Annotated in this window: 14 protein-coding genes and 1 tRNA gene; 9 read left to right on the top strand and 6 right to left on the bottom strand. The window is 60.5% G+C overall.

Going from position 1 to position 14,448, the window contains the following annotated elements:
• Positions 1–9 precede the first annotated feature (9 nt).
• From tolR to AD659_RS20680, 8 genes are all read left to right on the top strand, one after another.
• Positions 10–462, top strand: coding sequence for a protein TolR (gene tolR, locus AD659_RS20715; RefSeq protein WP_162277330.1), 453 nt, complete (start codon positions 10–12; stop codon positions 460–462).
• Positions 462–1,541, top strand: coding sequence for a cell envelope integrity protein TolA (tolA, locus tag AD659_RS20710; protein ID WP_053124613.1), 1,080 nt, complete (start codon positions 462–464; stop codon positions 1,539–1,541). The genes tolR and tolA overlap by 1 nt, the downstream gene beginning before the upstream one ends.
• Positions 1,538–2,839 carry a Tol-Pal system beta propeller repeat protein TolB gene (tolB, locus tag AD659_RS20705; RefSeq protein ID WP_053124611.1) on the top strand — a complete coding sequence of 434 codons (1,302 nt, stop codon included), beginning with the start codon at positions 1,538–1,540 and terminating at the stop codon, positions 2,837–2,839. The genes tolA and tolB overlap by 4 nt, the downstream gene beginning before the upstream one ends.
• Before the next feature lie 52 nt (positions 2,840–2,891).
• Entirely contained in the window at positions 2,892–3,389 is a 498-nt protein-coding gene (gene pal / locus AD659_RS20700) for a peptidoglycan-associated lipoprotein Pal (RefSeq protein ID WP_003178634.1), read from the top strand.
• A gap of 6 nt (positions 3,390–3,395) precedes the next feature.
• Positions 3,396–4,229: a tol-pal system protein YbgF gene (gene ybgF, locus AD659_RS20695; RefSeq protein ID WP_053124609.1), complete on the top strand. Its 834-nt coding sequence runs from the start codon at positions 3,396–3,398 to the stop codon at positions 4,227–4,229.
• 166 nt (positions 4,230–4,395) lie between these two features.
• Positions 4,396–5,043, top strand: a complete 648-nt coding sequence (queE, locus tag AD659_RS20690) for a 7-carboxy-7-deazaguanine synthase QueE (RefSeq protein ID WP_053124607.1) — start codon at positions 4,396–4,398, stop codon at positions 5,041–5,043.
• Between the two features lie 19 nt (positions 5,044–5,062).
• Complete coding sequence (queC, locus tag AD659_RS20685) at positions 5,063–5,737, top strand: 7-cyano-7-deazaguanine synthase QueC (RefSeq protein WP_172681748.1); 675 nt, start codon at positions 5,063–5,065, stop codon at positions 5,735–5,737.
• Between the two features lie 63 nt (positions 5,738–5,800).
• A tRNA-Lys gene (locus AD659_RS20680) sits at positions 5,801–5,876 on the top strand.
• A gap of 325 nt (positions 5,877–6,201) precedes the next feature.
• Here AD659_RS20680 and AD659_RS20675 read toward each other — a convergent pair.
• The 6 genes from AD659_RS20675 to AD659_RS20650 form a co-directional block, all read right to left on the bottom strand.
• Complete coding sequence (locus tag AD659_RS20675) at positions 6,202–7,137, bottom strand: LysR family transcriptional regulator (protein WP_053124603.1); 936 nt, start codon at positions 7,135–7,137, stop codon at positions 6,202–6,204.
• A gap of 115 nt (positions 7,138–7,252) precedes the next feature.
• Positions 7,253–8,440 carry a cyanate transporter gene (locus AD659_RS20670; protein WP_053124601.1) on the bottom strand — a complete coding sequence of 396 codons (1,188 nt, stop codon included), beginning with the start codon at positions 8,438–8,440 and terminating at the stop codon, positions 7,253–7,255.
• A gap of 294 nt (positions 8,441–8,734) precedes the next feature.
• Complete coding sequence (gene copD, locus AD659_RS20665) at positions 8,735–9,646, bottom strand: copper homeostasis membrane protein CopD (protein ID WP_053124599.1); 912 nt, start codon at positions 9,644–9,646, stop codon at positions 8,735–8,737.
• A 4-nt stretch (positions 9,647–9,650) separates the two neighbouring features.
• Positions 9,651–10,028, bottom strand: coding sequence for a copper homeostasis periplasmic binding protein CopC (gene copC, locus AD659_RS20660; protein WP_053124597.1), 378 nt, complete (start codon positions 10,026–10,028; stop codon positions 9,651–9,653).
• A 51-nt stretch (positions 10,029–10,079) separates the two neighbouring features.
• Positions 10,080–10,946 carry a copper resistance protein B gene (locus tag AD659_RS20655; protein ID WP_167352842.1) on the bottom strand — a complete coding sequence of 289 codons (867 nt, stop codon included), beginning with the start codon at positions 10,944–10,946 and terminating at the stop codon, positions 10,080–10,082.
• Between the two features lie 22 nt (positions 10,947–10,968).
• Positions 10,969–12,786, bottom strand: coding sequence for a copper resistance system multicopper oxidase (locus tag AD659_RS20650; RefSeq protein ID WP_053124593.1), 1,818 nt, complete (start codon positions 12,784–12,786; stop codon positions 10,969–10,971).
• A gap of 498 nt (positions 12,787–13,284) precedes the next feature.
• Between AD659_RS20650 and nadA the strand changes: the two genes are divergently transcribed.
• On the top strand, positions 13,285–14,343 hold the full coding sequence (gene nadA / locus AD659_RS20645; RefSeq protein ID WP_003205010.1) for a quinolinate synthase NadA: 1,059 nt from the start codon (positions 13,285–13,287) through the stop codon (positions 14,341–14,343).
• The last annotated feature ends 105 nt before the right edge of the window (positions 14,344–14,448 follow it).

Raw genomic sequence — 14,448 nt, 5'->3', positions numbered from 1 at the left:
ATGGCTTTAATCGCTCGAGCCCGAAAAAAGCGCAAGCCGGTTGCCGAGATGAACGTGGTGCCCTACATCGACGTGATGTTGGTGCTGCTGGTCATCTTCATGGTGACCGCGCCCATGCTCAATCAGGGCGTGAAGGTCGATCTGCCCAAGGTTTCCAGCGAAGCCTTGCCGCAGGACAACAACACCCAGGTACTGACCATTTCGATCAAGGCTGACAAGACCTACTACTGGAACCTTGGCAGCGAAGTCGATACCGAGAAGCAGCAGGACCGGGCCATGACCTTGCCGCAGATGACCGACGCGGTGACCAAGATCATCAATGCCGGCAACAGCAACGGCAAACGCACCCAGGTCTTCATTCGCGGCGACAAGACTGTCGACTACGGTGCCGTGATGGGTGCCATGGGCGGCCTGCAGAAAGCCGGGGTCGGTAATGTTGGCTTGATTACCGAGGCACCCTGATGCAGCAACAGCGAGAGCCGTCCGCCTCGGAAAGTTACTTCTGGCCCAGTGTCCTGGCCATCGGCCTGCATGTGCTGGTGTTCGGCATGCTGTTCGTCAGTTTTGCCATGACCCCGGAGCTGCCGCCGGCCAAGCCGATCGTGCAGGCGACGTTGTACCAGCTCAAGTCAAAAAGCCAGGCCACTACGCAGACCAACCAGAAGCTTGCCGGTGAGGCGAAGAAATCCGCCGCGCGCCAGACTGAAGTCGAGCAGATGGAGCAGAAAAAGGTCGAGCAGGAAGCGATAAAGGCCGCGGAACAAAAGAAAGAGGAAGCGGCTCAAAAGGCCGAAGAAGCCAAGAAGGCCGATGAGGCGAAGAAAGCGGACGAGGCGAAAAAGGCTGACGAAGCCAAGAAAGCCGACGACGCGAAGAAAACCGCCGAGGCCAAGAAGGCAGAAGAGAAACAATTGGCTGATATAGCCAAGAAGAAAGCCGAAGAAGAAGCCAAGAAAGCCGCTGAAGAAGAGGCCAAGAAAGCCGCCGCTGAAGAAGCGAAGAAAAAGATCGTCGAGGACGCGAAGAAAAAAGCGGCCGAGGACGCCAAGAAGAAAGCCGAAGCTGAAGAGGCGAAAAAGAAAGTCGCCGAAGACGCGAAGAAGAAAGCCGCTGCCGACGCCGCCAAGAAAAAGGCCCAGGACGCAGCGCGTAAATCCGCCGAAGACAAAAAGGCCCAGGCCTTGGCAGATTTGCTTTCCGACACGCCGGAGCGCCAGCAGGCCTTGGCCGATGAGCAGGGCGATGAAGTCGCCGGCAGCTACGATGATCTGATTCGCGCACGAGCGGCAGAAGGCTGGGCTCGTCCACCTTCGGCGCGCAAAGGCATGACGGTAGTATTGCAGATCGGCATGTTGCCCGACGGTACGGTTACCTCGGTCAGCGTCGCCAAGTCCAGTGGTGACGGTCCGTTCGACGCTTCGGCGGTCGCTGCGGTCAAGAACATTGGGCGTTTGACGGAAATGCAAGGAATGAAACCGAGCGACTTTGCTCCTTATCGTTCATTCAAGATGACATTCACACCTGAGGATCTAGCCTTGTGAGAAACCTTCTTCGATCAATGCTGGTCGTTATCTGCTGCCTGGCAGGGATAGCGGTAGCAGAGGAAAAGAACATCCTGGTCACCAGCGGCAGCGACCGGGCGACCCCGATCGCCGTCGTACCGTTCGGCTGGCAGGGCGGTAGCGTCCTGCCGGACGACATGGCGGAAATCATCGGCAACGACCTGCGCAACTCGGGTTACTACGCGCCGATTCCGAAACAGAACATGATCAGCCTGCCAACCCAGGCCAGCGAAGTCATCTACCGTGACTGGAAGGCCCTGGGCGCCCAGTACATCATGGTCGGCAGCATCGTTCCGGCCGGCGGTCGCCTGCAGGTGCAGTACGGCCTGTTCAACGTCGCCACCGAGCAGCAAGTGCTGACCGGCAGCGTGTCGGGCAGCGTCGATCAACTGCGCGACATGGCGCACTACATCGCCGACCAGTCGTTCGAGAAGCTCACCGGCATCAAGGGCGCGTTCTCCACTCGCATGCTCTACGTGACGGCCGAGCGTTTCTCCGAGAACAACACCCGCTACACCCTGCAGCGTTCCGACTATGATGGCGCGCGCGCGGTGACCCTGCTGCAATCGCGCGAGCCGATCCTGTCGCCGCGCTTCGCACCCGATGGCAAGCGCATCGCCTATGTCTCGTTCGAGCAGAAGCGTCCGCGCATTTTCGTGCAGCACATCGACACCGGTCGTCGTGAGCAGATCACCAACTTCGAAGGCCTGAACGGCGCGCCAGCCTGGTCGCCGGACGGTTCGCGCCTGGCGTTCGTACTGTCCAAGGACGGGAACCCGGACGTCTACGTGATGAACCTGGCTTCGCGTTCGATCTCCCGCGTCACCAACGGCCCGGGCATCAACACCGAACCGTTCTGGGGCAAGGATGGCTCGACCATCTACTTCACCTCCGACCGCGGCGGCAAGCCACAGATCTACAAGACCAGTGCCGGTGGCGGCGGTGCCGAACGCGTGACCTTCGTCGGTAACTACAACGCCAACCCTAAACTGTCGGCGGATGAAAAGACCCTGGTGATGATCCATCGCCAGGATGGTTTCACCAATTTCAAGGTGGCAGCCCAGGATTTGCAGCGCGGTAGCGTAAAAATCCTCACTGATAGCACTCTGGACGAGTCACCTACTGTTGCGCCCAACGGCACCATGGTAATCTACGCCACCCGCCAGCAGGGCCGGGGAGTCTTGATGCTCGTGTCCATTAATGGACGCGTGAGGCTCCCGCTTCCTACCGCTCAAGGCGAAGTCAGAGAACCGTCCTGGTCCCCTTACCTGAACTGACGCGGCGCAATACGTTTTACTTAACACACTGGGGTTCATTAGGAGTTTCACGATGGAAATGCTGAAGTTTGGTAAATTTGCTGCGCTGGCTCTGGCCATGGCTGTAGCTGTAGGTTGCTCGTCCAAAGGCGGCGACAATGCCGGTGAAGGCGCTGTTGATCCAAACGCTGGTTACGGCGCTAACACTGGTGCAGTTGACGGCTCCCTGAGCGAAGAAGCTGCTCTGCGCGCAATCACCACCTTCTACTTCGAATACGACAGCTCGGACCTGAAGCCAGAAGCCATGCGCGCTCTGGACGTTCACGCCAAAGACCTGAAAGCAAACGGCGCTCGCGTTGTTCTGGAAGGCAACACCGACGAACGTGGTACTCGTGAGTACAACATGGCACTGGGCGAGCGTCGTGCGAAAGCCGTTCAGCGCTACCTGGTACTGCAAGGTGTTTCCCCAGCTCAGCTGGAACTGGTTTCCTACGGCGAAGAGCGTCCAGTTGCTACCGGCAACGACGAGCAGTCCTGGGCTCAGAACCGTCGCGTCGAACTGCGTAAGTAATTCGTCATGCGAACGTGCCGTCGTGCTGTAACTGTCCTGGCTCTCAGCCTCGCGCCGCTTGCGGCGTGGGCTGCGGTTCCTGTGGTCGATAACGACTCCGGCTATAACAATAGCGGGAGCAGCTATCCGCCTGCAGGTTACGGTACGAACGGCGCCTATGCCGGGGGAGGGGTTTCGGCCCCTGTCTCGGCACAGGGCCAGCTGTTCAACCAACTGCAGCAAATGCAGGATCAGATCTCGCGCCAACAAGGTGTGATCGAAGAACTGCAAAATGATATTTCGCGCATGAAGCAGGAAAACCTGGAGCGATACCAGGATCTTGATCGGCGCATAGGAACCGGCGTTGCACCTGCCGCGACTCCTGAGAATTCTCCAGCCGGTGGCGACTTGAATGCCCCCGGTGCAGCCGCAGGCGCGGGGGCAGTTGCTCCAGCAGCACCTGCCGCCGGTGGCGAGCCGGCTGATCCGGCGAAGGAAAAGCTCTATTACGATGCTGCCTTCGACCTGATCAAGGCCAAGGATTTCGACAAGGCCAGCCAGGCCTTTGCCGCTTTCCTGCGCAAATACCCAAACAGCCAGTACGCGGGCAATGCCCAATACTGGCTGGGCGAGGTGAACCTGGCCAAGGGCGACCTGCAAGGTGCCGGCCAGGCGTTCGCCAAGGTTTCGCAACTGTATCCCAAGCACGCCAAGGTGCCGGATTCGCTGTACAAGCTGGCTGACGTAGAGCGCCGCCTTGGTCACACCGACAAGGTGAAGGGCATTTTGCAGCAGGTGGTGGCCCAGTACCCGGGCACATCCGCCGCCCAGTTGGCCCAGCGCGATCTGCAGCGCATGTAATCCGGCTTGACCTGTTTTGAAGAAACCCGCGCCTGTCGCGGGTTTTTTCGTTAGAATTCACGCCCTTTTTCTGAAACACGCTTTTTGGGATCTGCGCGTTGGCGGGGTTCCTTGAAGTGCCTGACGGAGGCGGACAGCCTGTTTAGCTGTTACGCCCGTGGCGACTATGCAAGACACATTGAGAATCACCGAAGTTTTTTACTCGTTGCAGGGTGAAACGCGAACGGCTGGGCTGCCCACGGTATTCGTGCGCCTCACCGGTTGTCCGTTGCGTTGCCAATACTGCGACAGCGCCTACGCCTTCAGCGGCGGCACCGTGCGAACCCTGGACGATATCCTGGAGCAAGTGGCTGGTTATCGTCCGCGTTATGTCTGTGTCACGGGCGGCGAGCCCTTGGCGCAACCTAACGCCATCCCTTTGCTCAAGCAGTTGTGTGATGCCGGTTACGAGGTCTCGCTGGAAACCAGCGGCGCCCTGGACATTTCGGCCGTCGACCCGCGCGTCAGCCGCGTCGTGGACTTGAAAACCCCAGGCTCCAAGGAAGCGCACCGCAACCGTTACGAAAATATCGAATTGCTGACGCCCAACGATCAGGTCAAGTTTGTGATCTGTTCGCGGGAGGATTACGACTGGGCCGTGTCCAAGTTGATCCAGTACGGGCTCGATCAGCGGGCCGGCGAAGTGTTGCTGTCGCCGAGCCATCACGATTTGAGCGCCCGGGACCTGGCGGATTGGGTAGTGGCGGACAACTTGCCGGTGCGCCTGCAATTGCAGTTGCATAAATATCTTTGGAACGACGAGCCGGGGCGCTGAGATGACTGAACATTCGAACATTGCTGAAAAACGTGCGGTCATTCTGTTGTCCGGTGGCCTGGATTCGGCCACGGTCGTGGCCATGGCCCATGCCGAGGGCTACCGCTGCTACACCATGAGTTTCGACTATGGCCAGCGTCACCGCGCAGAACTGCACGCCGCCGAGCGCGTTGCCCGGGATCTGGGCGTGGCGGAGCACAAGGTGATCGGCCTGAACCTCAACGGCATCGGCGGCTCCGCCCTGACCGACAGTTCCATCGACGTGCCCGAGGCGCCTGGCGAAGGCATCCCGGTGACCTATGTGCCGGCGCGTAACACGGTGTTCCTGTCCTTGGCGCTGGGCTGGGCCGAAGTGCTAGGCGCCCGCGACATTTTCATTGGCGTCAATGCCGTGGATTATTCCGGCTACCCGGATTGCCGTCCCGAGTTCGTCGAAGCGTTCGAGCGCATGGCCAACCTGGCGACCAAGGCCGGCGTGGAAGGGCAGGGTTTCCGCATCCAGGCACCGTTGCAGAATCTCAGCAAGGCCGACATCGTCAAGGCGGGTGTGAAGCTTGGCGTGGACTACGGGCTCACTGTTTCCTGCTATCAGGCCGATGATCAGGGCCGCGCTTGCGGCAAATGCGACAGCTGCCGCTTGCGCGCGGAAGGCTTTGCGGCGGCGGGTGTGAGCGATCCAACCCGTTATTTTTGATTTATTTCAAATTAGGTGTTGAATAGTCCTTAAAAATCAGTATTATACGCGCCACCACACAGCGGGTCGTTAGCTCAGTTGGTAGAGCAGTTGGCTTTTAACCAATTGGTCGTAGGTTCGAATCCCACACGACCCACCATTTTTTGCTGTTTTAAAAGTCTGGAAGGCCCACGAAAGTGAGGATTTCCGGATTTTTTTTTGCCCATGAAAAAGCCCACCCACCGAAGTCAATGCTGTTCACTTAAGGCAATCGGCAAACCCGTGGCGAGGGAGCTTGCTCCCGCTGGGCTGCAGGAGCTGCCGAAGGCTGCGATCTTTTGATCTTAAGACTCAATGGTCTGGAACAAGATCGCAGCCTCGTTGCACTCGACAGCTCCTACACGCAGCCGAGCGGGAGCAAGCTCCCTCGCCACAGGGTCATCATTTTTCTTAAGTGAACGGCATTGCACCCACCGAAGTGGGGGTCAGAGCAGGCCCTCCTCGGCGCATACTTGCATGATCTGCTCGCGAAGCCAGATGTTGGCGCAGTCCTGGCTCGCTTTCTCGCTCCAGACCATCTCCAAGGTAAAGTTCGGTAAGCCCGTGGGTGGCGGGTGTTCGCCGAATCGTGCTTGATCGCAAATCAATGCCTGGATACGCCGAGGCAACGTCAGGATGAAGTCGGTTCCAGTGATCAGGTTCAACGCTGCTACGTAGCTGTTGGCCCTTGCGACGATCTTCCGGTTATAACCCTGTTGAGCGAGCCAGCCATCGATCATGTTGGTGTCGGACGTCCAAGGTGTTGGAAATACGTGCTGGCGGGCGGCAAACGCTGCCAGGCTGAAGTCTGCTTGCGGCCCAGGGAGATTTTTATCGAAGACGCACACCAATTCGTCTTCGAGCAGCATCTGCGAGCGCAGACCTTTGACATCGCCATGGAAGTGCGGCCCGAAACAGACGACAAGATCGAAGCGATCGTCCCGCAGTGCATCAACTGGAATATCCCGATGAAATTTCGTCGTGTTGATGACCACCGCAAAGCGCTTGCCGATGAAGCGCTTGACCAATTTTGGCAGGATCAGCAGTTCGAAGTATTCCGGCGCGCAGAGGTTGAAGGTGATCTCTTCCTGATTCGGATCGAATGCCTGGAAGCCGGAATGACATTGATTGATTGCCTGGAGCACTCCCAGTATCTGGCCGTACATGGCGGTGGCTTTATGAGTGGGGCTCATGCCGGAGCGGGTATTGATGAACAGCTCGTCGTCGAAACTGGTGCGCAGTTTCTTCAGGCAGTAGCTCACGGTTGACTGGCTGACGCATAAGGCCTCGGAGACCTTGGTGACATTGCCCTGTTCATACACCGCCACGAAAACCATCAGGTCTTGCATGTCCAGCTTTCTGAGCAGGTTACTGACCAGCATCAGCTATTCTCGGCGTCATCCCTGCGTCTCTCTTTGTCCTGACGAAAGTCTCCATTTATACATGAGCCTGGGGCTTTTATCCTTCAAACAGGTGCAAGGCTGCGACAAGCGTTGCCTAGTCTATATGCCGCGCGTATTGCTTGGGATCGAAGCGCAGGACCATCAGGAGCATCAATGCCATGACGGCGGTGAGCGACCACCAGGCCCATTCGAAGCTGCCCAACTGATCGCGAATCATCCCGGCAATCAACGGCGAGAGCCCGGCGATCAGGTAGCCGATGCCTTGCACAAACGCCGTCAGGCCACCGGCCCGTCGCGGGTTGTCCAAGTGGTCGAGGGACACGATCAAGCTCATCGGGAACAGGCCGCCGATGCCCAGGCCCAACAGGCAGGGCCACAACAGGCTGAAGCGTTCCGGGCTGAGGATGAGGCCGCCGAAGCCAGCCATGATCAACGCCAGTAACACGGTGAGGACCACGCGTTTATCCTGGCTGCGGTTGGCAATCGCCGGTGTGACAAGGCCGGACAGCACTTCCATGGCCGTGAGGAACCCCAGCAGCAAGCCAGCGTGCTGTTCACTCCAGCCTTTTTCCACATAGTACGGGGCCAGCCAGGCCAGTACGCAAGTGTAGGAAGCGGTGCCCAGGCCGAAGAAAATCGCCAGCAGCCAAGCCCGGGAATTGTTGAAGAATGACGCTTGCGGCCGGGCAGGGGCTCCGGGCAGCGATGTCAGTGCTGATCGCTGGGCGTACCAGCAGCCCAGGGCGACCAGCGCCAGCAGCGCCCAGATCGCCAGGCCAATGCGCCAACTGCCGGTCTGCGCCAGCACGAAGGGGGAGAACGATGCGGCAATGGCTGCCCCGCCCATGATCGACGTGACGTACAAGCCCATGAACAACGAGACATTGTCGGCGAAGCGCGATTTGATCAGCGCCGGCATCACCGCCTGGATCAGCGCGATGCCGAGCCCGGCCAACACCGCGCTGACGATCAGCTCGGCGGCGCTGTCCAGGTACAAGCGCGATGCCGTGGCGACGCCAATGATCAACAGCGACAGCACGATGGTGCGGTGTTCACCGATGCGCAGGGCGATGCGCATGCCCAGGAACATCGCCAGGCCCATCGCCATGACCGGCAACATGGTCAGCAGCGAGGCGGTGCTGAAGCTCAGGGCTACCTCGCCACGAATGGCCGACAGCAACGGCCCGATTGCCGCCATCGAAGGCCGCAGGTTCAGCGCTACCAACACGATGCTGACCATTAGCCAGGCGGCATGGGTGCTTGAGGTTCGAACGTTTTCCATAACAGCGCCTTGGCAGGATAAAGCGCCATTTAGGCCAGGGCACCTTGCGATGGGCAAACTGAAAACTGGCTGCTGGTATTGAAAAACTAAATACCGCGCCCGGTTGCCCTTTGTGGCGAGGGAGCTTGCTCCCGCTGGGCTCTGTAGGAGCTGGCGAAGCCTGCGATCTTTTGATCTTTTGATCGTTCGCTCACGACTCAAGCGTCTGGGACAAGATCGCAGCCTCGTTGCACTCGACAGCTCCTACACGCAACCCAGCGGGAGCAAGCTCCCTCGCCACGAATTCAGTGCCGTTTATTCCATCCCGGGGCTCAACGTCCCCAGCCAGGCCACCAACCCCAGGATGACCACCGCCACGGAGAACTCCAGGACCATGCTGCGCCGTAGGGCATTCACCGCGACCCCATGCTCGCCGCTCTGTCGGGCACTTTCCAGGAGTGGGCTCAGGTGAAAACGATTCAACGCAGCGAACACCAACATGGCCGCGAACAAGATGAGTTTCAGCGCCAGCAACTGACCATAGGTGCTGTCGAGCAGCCCTGTGACGCTGGGACCGACGATGAACAGATAATTGACCACCCCAGTCACGCTGATGAGCACCACGATCACTGCCCCGGCGGTTTCAAACCCGGTCAATGTCCGGGTCAGTACCGCCAACTGCGGTTCGGCCTGGCGAAGCAGCAGGGCAAACGCCGCCAGGGCACCGACCCAGCCGCCCGCCGCCCACAGGTGCAGGAAGTCGGTGATGAAGTGCCAGTTACGGCGGGTGCCTTCGTCCATGGCACCGTGGCCTGCCCAGGCCAATGTCGCCAGGGCCACGGCCCCGCCCAGCGTGACCAGGCCAAGGCTGGCGGCCGGCCAACGTTTATTGAGCGTCACGGCGAAACCGGCCAGCACCAGCGCCGCCATGCGCAGCATCCAGGTCCAGCCGACATCGGTCTCCAGCACCATCATTTCAATGTGTGGCCACAATTCGGCCCACTCCGAAACACCGCTCATGGCCCAGGCCATGCACGCCATGGCCGCCAGGGAAAGCAACCCGCCCAGCACCGTCGTGGTCACCAGCAGTGGCGCGAAAGGTAACTGTACCCCCGACACTCGTTCCGGGCCTCGCAGGCTATACAGGCCAAACGCGGCCAGGCCGAACAGCAACATCAAATCCAGGTACAGGGCAAAGCGCAGCGCAATGTTGATCGAGTCGCTCATCAACTCACTTCACCTTGAACGTGACGTTGCCGGTGATCGGGTGAGTGTCGGATGACACCGCGCGCCACTGGACCTGATAGGTGCCCGCGGTGAGCGGCGCATTCGGCGTGATGACCATGTTTTTCGGATCTTCGCTGCCGGACACCTTGGCCGGCATCGGCATTGGCGAATGCGCGGCCATGCCGGGCATCGCGGTCATCATCAGCTTGGCGCCGGAAAACTTGGTCAGCAGGTTTTCGGAAAAGTGCAGCTCGATCTTTGCCGGTGCCGCACCCTCGGCGCCTTCGGCCGGGGTGGAGGAGAGCAGTTTTGGATGAGCCTGGGCCAGGCCGCTGAGCAACAGGCCGACGGACAATACGACAGCGGTTTTGATGAATGACATGCAAGGACTCCTACAGCTTGGTTTTAGTTTTAAGTGAAACAGATCAGCGGCTCAGAACCACATGCGCACGCCCAGCACCAGGCGCGCTTCGCTGCGGTCCTCACCTTCTTCCCGGGCGTAGTCGGCGGTGTTGCCGTAGACCCGATTCCAGGTGACGCCAATGTAAGGGGCGAACTCGCGGCGCACTTCGTAGCGCAGGCGCAGGCCCAATGCGGTGTCCGACAGCCCCGACCCGACGCCGCGAGCCGGATCGTTCTTGCCATAGAAGTTGGCTTCGGCGGTGGGCTGCAGGATCAGGCGATTGGTCAACAAGATGTCGTAGTCGCCTTCCAGGCGTGCCGCGCTCTGGCCGCCTTCGCCGATGAACGCGGTAGCCTCGGCTTCGAAGTTGTACAGCGCCATGCCTTGTACGCCGAACGCGGCCCAGGTTTGCGAATCGCCTGGCTTGAAATCCTGGCGCACGCCGGCCACCACGTCCCACCAAGGGCTGACGGCATGGCCCCACAGGGCCTGGACTTCGGCTTCTTCAGTCTTGCCGTTGAGGCGTTCACCTTCGGAGCGCAGCCACAAACGGTCAATGTCGCCGCCGATCCAGCCGGAGGCATCCCAGCTCAGGGCACTGCCGTCATCGGCGTCTTGCCACTCCAATTGGTCGACGAGGAAAAACGAATGGATGCCACTGTCATGCACCGCGTGCCCGCCCGGATCCTCGTAGACGGCGGCGCGGTCGGCGGCGGTCAGTTCCGGGATGGGCGTACGGCTGGTGGCAGGGGCCGACTGCATGGGTTCCATGCCCTGCATCGAGTCCATGCCTTGCATCTGGCTGTGGTCCATGCCCGGCATGTCATTGCTCGCGGCCCACGCCGAGACGCTGGTGCCGAGGGCGAGGATGGCCACGGGCAGGGCGGGGTATTTCATGATAATGGTCATGGTCGCTTCCTCATTCCTGCACCCGAACTTCACGGAACATGCCCATCTCCATGTGATACAGCAGATGGCAGTGATACGCCCAGCGCCCGAGGGCATCGGCGGTGACCCGGTAGCTGCGCCTGGCGCCCGGCGGCACGTCGATGGTGTGCTTGCGAACCATGAACTGGCCGTTCTCATCCTCCAGGTCGCTCCACATGCCGTGCAGGTGGATGGGGTGGGTCATCATGGTGTCGTTGATCAGCACGATGCGCAGTCGCTCGCCGTACTTGAGCAGCAGCGGCGCGGCGTCGGCAAACTTCACGCCGTTGAACGACCAGACGAATTTCTCCATGTGCCCGGTCAGGTGCAGCTCGATCGTACGGCCTGGCTCGCGGCCGTCGGGGTCGGGGAAGGTGCTGCGCAGGTCGGCGTAGGTCAGCACCTTGCGACCGTTGTCGCGCAGGCCCATGCCCGGGTCGTCGAGCTTGGGCTTGACGCTCATGGCTTGCATGTCCACCAGGGGGTTGTCTTTCTCGGTGTCGGGATGCGACAGCATGTTGTCCATGCCCTGCATGGCACCGTGATCCATACCGGCCATGTCGCCCATGCCCTGCATCTGGCTGTGATCCATGCCTTGCATCGGGCTGTCGTCCATTCCCGCCATGCCCTGCATCGAACCGTGGTCCATGCCTTTCATTTCACCCATGCCGCTCATGCCGCCGTGATCCATGCCACCCATGCCCATGTCGTCCATGGTCACCAAGGGCCGTGGGTCCAGGGGCGGCACCGGTGCCGACAATCCGGCCCTGGTCGCGAGGGTGCCGCGGGCATACCCGGTGCGGTCCATGGACTGGGCGAACAGGGTGTAGGCCTCCAGGGTCGGTTCGACGATGACGTCATAGGTTTCGGCCACGGCGATCCGCAACTCATCGACGCTCACCGGTTTGACGTATTGGCCATCGGACGCCACGACTGTCATCTTCAGACCGGGAATGCGCACGTCGAAATAGCTCATGGACGAGCCGTTGATGAAGCGCAGGCGAAGACGTTCGCCAGGCTTGAACAGGCCGGTCCAATTCATGTCCGGCGCCTGGCCGTTCATGAGGTAGGTGTAGGTGGCGCCACTGACGTCGGCCAGGTCGGTGGGGTTCATCTTCATCTCGGCCCACATCTTGCGATCGGCGACGGTGCTGGCCCAGCCGTTCTTGCCCACATCGTCGATGAAGTCGGCGACGGTGCGCTTGTTGTAGTTGTAGTAGTCCGACTGCTTCTTGAGCTTGCGCAGGAGGGCGCCGGGGTTTTCATCCGTCCAGTCGGTGAGCATCACCACGTAGTCCCGTTCGTACTGGAAGGGCTCGGGTTCCCTGGCGTCAATCACCAGTGGGCCGTAGACCCCGGATTGTTCCTGGAAACCGGAATGGCTGTGGTACCAGTAGGTGCCGTTCTGCCGGACCTTGAACTGATACACGTACAGGCCGCCCGGCTCGATGCCTTTGAAGCTCAGCCCTGGGACGCCGTCCATGTTGGCCGGCAGCAAGATGCCATGCCAGTGGATGGAGGTGGTGTCCTCCAGGCGATTGCGCACCCGCAGGGTCACGGTGTCGCCTTCACGCCAGCGCAGCAGCGGACCGGGGATGCCACCGTTGATGGTCTGGGCGGTGCGTGGCTGGCCGGTGAAATTGACCGGGCTTTCGCCGATGAACAGGTCGAACTCGGTGCCGCTCAATACGTTGGGCTGGCCCGGACCAGTGACTGCCCAGACCGGCGCGCGCCACAAGCCCAGGCCGCCGAGGATGCCGCCGGCAGTCAGGCCTTTTACGAAGGTTCGCCGGGAAGTTTTTGTTTGCATGCCATGAAAGTCCGTCAGTCGATTCGCTGCGAACACCGGTTCCCCTGTGTCGCGTTGAAAAGAAGATGACATAAGCCGACGGAGCGGGTGATTACATTTCAGTCAGCTTGCCGGAGGCGAGCATCAGGCGCTTTTGTGGCGAGGGAGCTTGCTCCCGCTTGACTCTGTAGGAGCTGGCGAAGCCTGCGATCTTTTGATCTTTTGATCGTTCGCTCACGACTCAAGTGTCTGGGACAAGATTGCAGCCTCGTTGCACTCGACAGCTCCTACACGCAACCCAGCGGGAGCAAGCTCCCTCGCCACAGTGGAGCGCGTCCGGTTCTGTAGTCGGGACACAGGTCAGAATGATCTTTTGCATCGACGGGATATTCTGTAGCCTTGCCGGCTTCACGCTGTCCCGTGCCTGATTGATACCCACTTTCCCGGCGGTACCCGAGTGGTCCGGAGCCGGGTGTATACTCGACTTTCGCGCTAAACGCGCTTGCAGGTCTTGCGAACATGACGCAAATTTCCGAACGCCTTCTGGTCCAGGCCCACCTCGACGCCAAGCAGCCCAAGCCGCTGACCGCCGAGCAAGAGGCCTGGTACCGCGCCGCCATCGCCGCTGAGCTCAAGGCTCAGGACGCGGTGCTGGTCGCGCACTTCTATTGCGACCCGATCATCCAGGCCCTGGCCGAAGAAACCGGTGGTTGCGTGTCCGACTCCCTGGAAATGGCCCGCTTCGGCAATGCCCACCCGGCCAAGACCGTGGTGGTGGCCGGGGTCAAGTTCATGGGGGAAACCGCCAAGATCCTCAACCCCGAAAAACGCGTGTTGATGCCCACCCTGGAGGCCACCTGCTCCCTGGACCTGGGGTGCCCGGTGGACGAATTCTCGGCGTTCTGCGACCAGCATCCGGAGCGCACCGTGGTGGTGTATGCCAACACCTCGGCGGCGGTCAAGGCCCGGGCTGACTGGGTGGTGACGTCCAGTTGCGCACTGGAAATCGTCGAGAGCCTGATGGATAACGGCGAGACGATCATCTGGGGCCCGGACAAGCATCTCGGCACCTACATCCAGCGCAAGACCGGCGCCGACATGCTGCTCTGGGACGGTGCCTGTATCGTCCACGAAGAGTTCAAGTCCAAGCAGTTGGAAGACATGAAGGCGCTGTACCCGGACGCCGCGATCCTGGTGCACCCGGAGTCGCCGACGTCGGTGATCGAATTGGCGGATGCCGTGGGCTCCACCAGCCAGTTGATCGCCGCGGCCCAGACCCTGCCGAACAAGACGCTGATCGTCGCCACCGACCGCGGTATTTTCTACAAGATGCAGCAGCTGTGCCCGGACAAGGTCTTCATCGAAGCCCCTACCGCCGGTAACGGCGCGGCGTGCCGCAGTTGCGCGCATTGCCCCTGGATGGCGATGAATACCCTGGAGCGTACGCTCAAGAGCTTGCAGGAAGGCGCCAACGAGATCTTCGTCGACCCGGCGCTGATCCCCCAGGCGATTCGCCCGCTCAAGCGCATGCTGGACTTCACCCAGGCGGCGCGGATGAAGCTGGCGGGCAATGCCTGATGGTTGGAAGGCTCGAGGCTTTCCAACGGGCTGAGGCTTTTGGAAGGTCCTGAGCCTGGACGGCTTTTTGTGGCGAGGGAGCAAGCTCCCTCGCCACGGGGGTTG

This window comes from Pseudomonas thivervalensis (assembly GCF_001269655.1).
Classification (GTDB): Bacteria; Pseudomonadota; Gammaproteobacteria; order Pseudomonadales; family Pseudomonadaceae; genus Aquipseudomonas; species Aquipseudomonas thivervalensis.
This window is presented reverse-complemented; position numbering and strand designations above follow the sequence as displayed.

Coding starts and splice junctions, on each gene's coding strand:
- tolA (WP_053124613.1), top strand. CDS start 462: ATGCAGCAACAGCGAGAGCCGTCCGCCTCGGAAAGTTACTTCTGGCCC.
- pal (WP_003178634.1), top strand. CDS start 2,892: ATGGAAATGCTGAAGTTTGGTAAATTTGCTGCGCTGGCTCTGGCCATG.
- ybgF (WP_053124609.1), top strand. CDS start 3,396: ATGCGAACGTGCCGTCGTGCTGTAACTGTCCTGGCTCTCAGCCTCGCG.
- queE (WP_053124607.1), top strand. CDS start 4,396: ATGCAAGACACATTGAGAATCACCGAAGTTTTTTACTCGTTGCAGGGT.
- AD659_RS20675 (WP_053124603.1), bottom strand. CDS start 7,137: ATGCTGGTCAGTAACCTGCTCAGAAAGCTGGACATGCAAGACCTGATG.
- AD659_RS20670 (WP_053124601.1), bottom strand. CDS start 8,440: ATGGAAAACGTTCGAACCTCAAGCACCCATGCCGCCTGGCTAATGGTC.
- copD (WP_053124599.1), bottom strand. CDS start 9,646: ATGAGCGACTCGATCAACATTGCGCTGCGCTTTGCCCTGTACCTGGAT.
- copC (WP_053124597.1), bottom strand. CDS start 10,028: ATGTCATTCATCAAAACCGCTGTCGTATTGTCCGTCGGCCTGTTGCTC.
- AD659_RS20655 (WP_167352842.1), bottom strand. CDS start 10,946: ATGAAATACCCCGCCCTGCCCGTGGCCATCCTCGCCCTCGGCACCAGC.
- AD659_RS20650 (WP_053124593.1), bottom strand. CDS start 12,786: ATGCAAACAAAAACTTCCCGGCGAACCTTCGTAAAAGGCCTGACTGCC.
- nadA (WP_003205010.1), top strand. CDS start 13,285: ATGACGCAAATTTCCGAACGCCTTCTGGTCCAGGCCCACCTCGACGCC.